This window comes from uncultured Campylobacter sp., from assembly GCF_938031315.1.
Classification (GTDB): Bacteria; Campylobacterota; Campylobacteria; order Campylobacterales; family Campylobacteraceae; genus Campylobacter_B.
Genome location: NZ_CALHHT010000246.1, coordinates 1 through 4,938 on the forward strand (window position 1 = coordinate 1; position 4,938 = coordinate 4,938).

At 47.2% G+C, this 4,938-nt stretch carries 5 protein-coding genes; all 5 read left to right on the forward strand.

Going from position 1 to position 4,938, the window contains the following annotated elements; all coding sequences use genetic code 11:
* Window positions 1–298, forward strand: a 298-nt coding sequence (locus Q0236_RS06235; RefSeq protein WP_297916118.1) for a phosphoribosyltransferase, incomplete at its 5' end; no start/stop codon positions are given.
* Between the two features lie 110 nt (window positions 299–408).
* Entirely contained in the window at window positions 409–1,635 is a 1,227-nt protein-coding gene (locus tag Q0236_RS06240) for a hypothetical protein (protein WP_297916120.1), read from the forward strand.
* A 27-nt stretch (window positions 1,636–1,662) separates the two neighbouring features.
* Window positions 1,663–2,346, forward strand: a complete 684-nt coding sequence (locus Q0236_RS06245; protein WP_297916122.1) for a type II secretion system protein — start codon at window positions 1,663–1,665, stop codon at window positions 2,344–2,346.
* Between the two features lie 45 nt (window positions 2,347–2,391).
* Window positions 2,392–4,389, forward strand: coding sequence for a methionine--tRNA ligase (gene metG, locus Q0236_RS06250; RefSeq protein WP_297916124.1), 1,998 nt, complete (start codon window positions 2,392–2,394; stop codon window positions 4,387–4,389).
* A 2-nt stretch (window positions 4,390–4,391) separates the two neighbouring features.
* On the forward strand, window positions 4,392–4,938 hold a 547-nt coding region (locus Q0236_RS06255), incomplete at its 3' end, for a hypothetical protein (protein WP_297916126.1).

Genomic DNA, 4,938 nt, shown 5'->3' on the forward strand with positions numbered 1-4,938 from the left:
GATATTTTCGATAAATTCCATCCACTACGCTGACACCAAAAAGCTCGACACCATCGACGTTTTCAACGTGCCCGATCTGGAGCTTTACAAGCGCGTGCTGCTGGTGGACGATATCATCGACAGCGGCGACAGCATGGTAGAGATCAAGCGCGTGCTGCTGGAGAAATTCCCGCAAATAGAGCTTAAAACCGCGGTGATTTTTTATAAACCCAAGGCGCTCATCCAACCCGATTTTAAAATTTCAAAGACGGATGAGTGGATAAATTTCTTTTGGGAAAATTATACGATAGAGGAATGAAGCGGCGCGCGGTTAAATTCAGTGGCTAAATTTTAAATGATTCGGCGGCTTAAATTTTATAAATTTCGGCCGTAGAATTTAGCCGTAAATCTAAAGCGCCTGTAGCAAGGATGAGAGTGAAGAAGCTTTATCAAAACGAAATTTTCGTAATCTCCATAATGTGCCTGTTTCAGGGCATATTTTTGCTTTATGCGATCTCAAATTTAAGCATCAGCTACTACGAAGCCGAAATTTTTTATGAGAAAAAATCCCTCGTTTCGCTAATCGCAAATTTAAGCTGCGAAATTTTCGGGCGCAACGACTACGCCTTGCGCGCGCCGTTTATTTTGATCCACTTCGCAAACGCCGCGATGATCTATAAAATTTCAAAATTTATTCTAAAGCGTCGCTTCGATAGAGTGGTCGCTACAGCGCTATTTATGGCGCTTCCTGCGTCGATGAGTAGCGCGATCTTGCTAAATCCTGCGGGCATCATCGTTTTTTTCACGCTGCTGGCGATCTATTTTGCAAAGAGCGAATACAATATCGCGCTTTTCGTGCTTCTGTCCGTTTGCGCCCTGATCGACCGCGCGTTTTTTATGCTCTACGTGGGCTTTGGAATTTGGGCGCTTTATACGCGCAAAAAGGAGCTTTTGCTACTTTGCATAGCGCTATTTAGCTTCAGCGTGATCTTTTACGACGTAAGCTCGGAAGGCAAGCCGAAGGGATATTTTTTAGATACCGTGGGCGTTTTTGCGGGCGCGTTTTCGCCTTTAGTGTTTTTATTTTTCATCTACACGATCTATAGAATTTGGATCAAAGAGGAAAAGAGCCTGCTGTGGTTCATCGCTACAAGCGCTCTTTGTCTGACGATGCTTTTTTCGTTAAGGCAGCGCGTCGCGCTTGAGATGACGTTGCCGTATTGTGCCATCGCTACGCCTTTGATTATCCGCGTGCTTTTTAATTCATACCGCGTTAGATTGCCTAAATTTCGCACCTTTCACAAGATCGCCGTGGGTGTAACGCTGGTAAGCTTAGCGGTGAGTTATTTTGCAGTGATTTTTAGCGATGTGATGTATGAGGCGATGTTCGCAAACAAGCCGCAGCGGCATTTTATCTATAAATTTGACGTAGCTAGGCAGCTGGCAAGTGAGTTAAAAAATCGCGGAGTAAAAAACGTAAGCTGCGAAGACGAGAGGCTCTGCCTGCGCCTGAAATTTTACGGACTGCCTAGCGGGGATAGCGCTTTTATCTATGCGGATGAGCCGGAATATGTCTCGGATCATAAAAATTCGATACAAAATATAGATATTTACAAGCAAGGCGTGCTAATTGCGAAATTTTATGTTAAAATATAAACAAAATTTTTATGAAAGGTAAAAATTATGAAAAAAGCATTTACTATGATAGAGCTGATTTTCATCATCGTGGTGGTTGGAATTTTAGCGGCGGTGGCAGTGCCTCAAATCAATCGAAACAGTTTAGTGGAGGCGGCGGATCAAGTCGCTGCTCATATTCGTTACACGCAGCAGCTGGCTATGAATGATAACAAATTCGATCCTGACGATCCTAATTGGTTTAAGAGATTTTGGAGGATTCAATTTACTGATCAAGGAGCACCGGGCTCTGCGACAGGATGGCGATATAATATATATTGGGATAACGGAGACTTCCCTGGTTCAAACGGACAACCAAATAGCCTAAATTCTATGGCAGCTGATCCGCAAAATCCTAACAAACTGCTTACTTCGGGCTTTGCTAGGCAACCTGCCAATACTGATGGTGCAAGGATGAATCAAAAGCTAAATTTAGGAGCAACATATAATATAAGCAATATAGAATTTACTAATTGCGGTAATGGAAACAATCACACCATCTCCTTTGATTCTTACGGTCGCCCAATGGGGCAGTTAGCGAACTCTAATGTGCCATATGATAGGCTTTTTGTGGGCCAGTGCGTTATTACACTTACTAATGATGCAAGAGAGACCGCTAGTATTACTATCGAGCCGGAGACCGGATACGTAAGATACACGCTAAATTCTAATACCGGCACAGCCGCGCAATAGGACTAATAAAATTTTAGTCAAATTTAAGTAAGCGCAAGGAGAATAATGAAAAAATACATAATGACGCCGATTTATTACGTAAACGATGTCCCGCACATCGGTCATGCATACACGACGATCATCGCCGATACGATGGCTAGATTTTACCGCCTGCAAGGGCATGAGGTCTTTTTTAAAACGGGCACCGACGAGCACGGACAAAAGATTGAAGAAGCCGCGGCCAAGCACGGCAAAAGCCCGAAGCAGTACGCAGACGGCGTGAGCGCTAAATTTAAAGACCTGTGGGACGAGTTTGACATCAGCTACGATATGTTTTCGCGCACTACCGATGCCGCGCACGAGGCGGCGGTGCAAAACGTATTTCGCAAGATGTATGAAAAGGGCGACATTTATAAGGGCGAATACGAGGGCAACTACTGCGTAAGCTGCGAGAGTTTTTTCCCTTCCAATCAGCTCATCGACGGCGAGTATTGCCCCGACTGCGGCAAAAAGACTAAAATTTTAAAAGAGGAGAGCTATTTTTTCAGGCTTAGCGTCTACGCAGAGCGGCTTTTAAAATGGTACGAGGATGAAAAGTGCATCCTGCCCCTAGGCAAAAAAAACGAGGTCGTAAGCTTCGTAAAAGGCGGTCTGAAGGATCTTTCGATCACGCGAACGGGCTTTGATTGGGGTGTTAAAATTCCGCCTGAGCTAAACGATCCGAAACACGTGATTTACGTTTGGCTGGACGCGCTGATGGATTATCTCAGCTCGCTTGGATTTTGCGCGGGCGGCGAGCGGATGGAGTATTGGAGCGACGCGCTGCATATCGTGGGCAAGGACATTTTGCGCTTTCACGCCGTTTATTGGCCTGCGTTTTTGATGAGCCTGGGACTAAATATGCCACGCAGCATCGCAGCTCACGGCTGGTGGACGCGCGACGGCAAAAAGATGAGCAAGAGCCTGGGCAACGTCGTGGATCCGCGCGAGGTCGTAAACGCCTACGGGCTAGAGCAGTTTAGGTATTTCTTGCTGCGCGAGGTACCGTTCGGTCAAGACGGCGATTTTTCGCAAAAAGCGATTATAAACCGCGTAAATTCCGAGCTTGCCAACGAGCTTGGAAATCTACTCAGCCGCATCGTCGGCATGAGCGCAAAATACTCGGATTACGTCATAAATTCTAAAGACGTGATGAAATTTTTCACCGCCGAGATCGAGGAAGCAAACTCCTATCTGAGCGCCGCACTTAGCGCGCTTGAGGAGGTCGCTACCAATAGATACTTAGAGGAACTTTGGAGGGCACTTGCTCTTGCGAACGCTTCGATCGCAAAATACGAGCCGTGGAATTTGATGAAAAACGGCGAGCAAGATAGGGCGCTGGCTCTCGTCGCATTGGTTGCAAACATTTTGGCTAAAGTCGCCGTACTGCTAAGTCCCGCGATGCCGAAGACGGCAGCACGTATCGCAGACACGCTAGGCTTTGAAATATCCACGTCGCTTTATGAAAAGCTAGTGATTCGCGGCGAAATTTTAGATTTTAAGGCTAAGCCGTGCGAGCCGCTTTTTACCAAGATTGATCACGAGCTGATGCCGAAAGCGGACTACGATAGGCTGGATGGCGCTGCAAATTCTGCAAGCGGTTCGGGTACAGACGCCGCGGCAAAAGGCGCATTAAATTTAAACGCAAACGCTTCCGGCTCGGGCGCTACGGCGCAGGGAGTTCAAGTCGCGACATCCGAAGCTCAAATCAAAATCGATGATTTTAAAAAATGCGTTATCAAAGTCGGCACGGTTTTGGAGTGCGAAAACATAGAGGGCAGCGAGAAGTTGTTGCGATTTATGATTGATTTGGGCGAGGGGAGGCCGCGTCAAATCATCAGCGGTATCGCGAAATTTTACGATCCCGCCGCGCTTGTCGGCAAGCAGATCTGCGTGCTGGCAAATTTAAAACCCGCTAAAATTTTTAAACATAGCAGCGAGGGTATGATTTTAAGCGCCGAGGACGGCAGCCTTACGCTGCTTAGCACACTCGCGCCCGTAAAAAACGGCGCGATCGTAGGTTAGCGATGAAGGCTTTAGCGCGCAAGGCTTCGAAGCTCGCTATCTGCGGTGCGGCTGGGCTCTGCGCGCAAAAAAGCGCCGCTTCGGATAAAATTTTAAACCTTTGCCGCCATTGCGGCCTTGCCGCAAAGATCGGTGCAGGCGGGCTTGTATGCGCCACGCCTTTGGCGCTGAAGCTCGGCGCGCCCGTAGTTTTGAAATTTGCGGCGCGTAAAATTTTAACATTCGGCATTTGCGAGCTGTCGAAGTCCGCCGCTTTAAAATGTGCAAAACTCGGCGCGCGCGCGGTTGTGCGCTCGTTTTCACGCATAGATAAATTTACGGATGAGCGCTCGAAAAAACATACAAGCGCGGATAACGAAAATTTTAATGCAGGCATCACGCCGCACAGAAAGCGCACGGCGAGCGTTTCTAGCGCGAGCATTAAAAAAGACGCCTCGCTTTCCAAAAGTGCCTCCGATAAAAAAAACGTAGCGATAAAAAACGTACCCGCTAAAAAATCCGCACCTAGCATAAAATCGGCATTGATCGCCAAAAATATCGCAGCAGGCG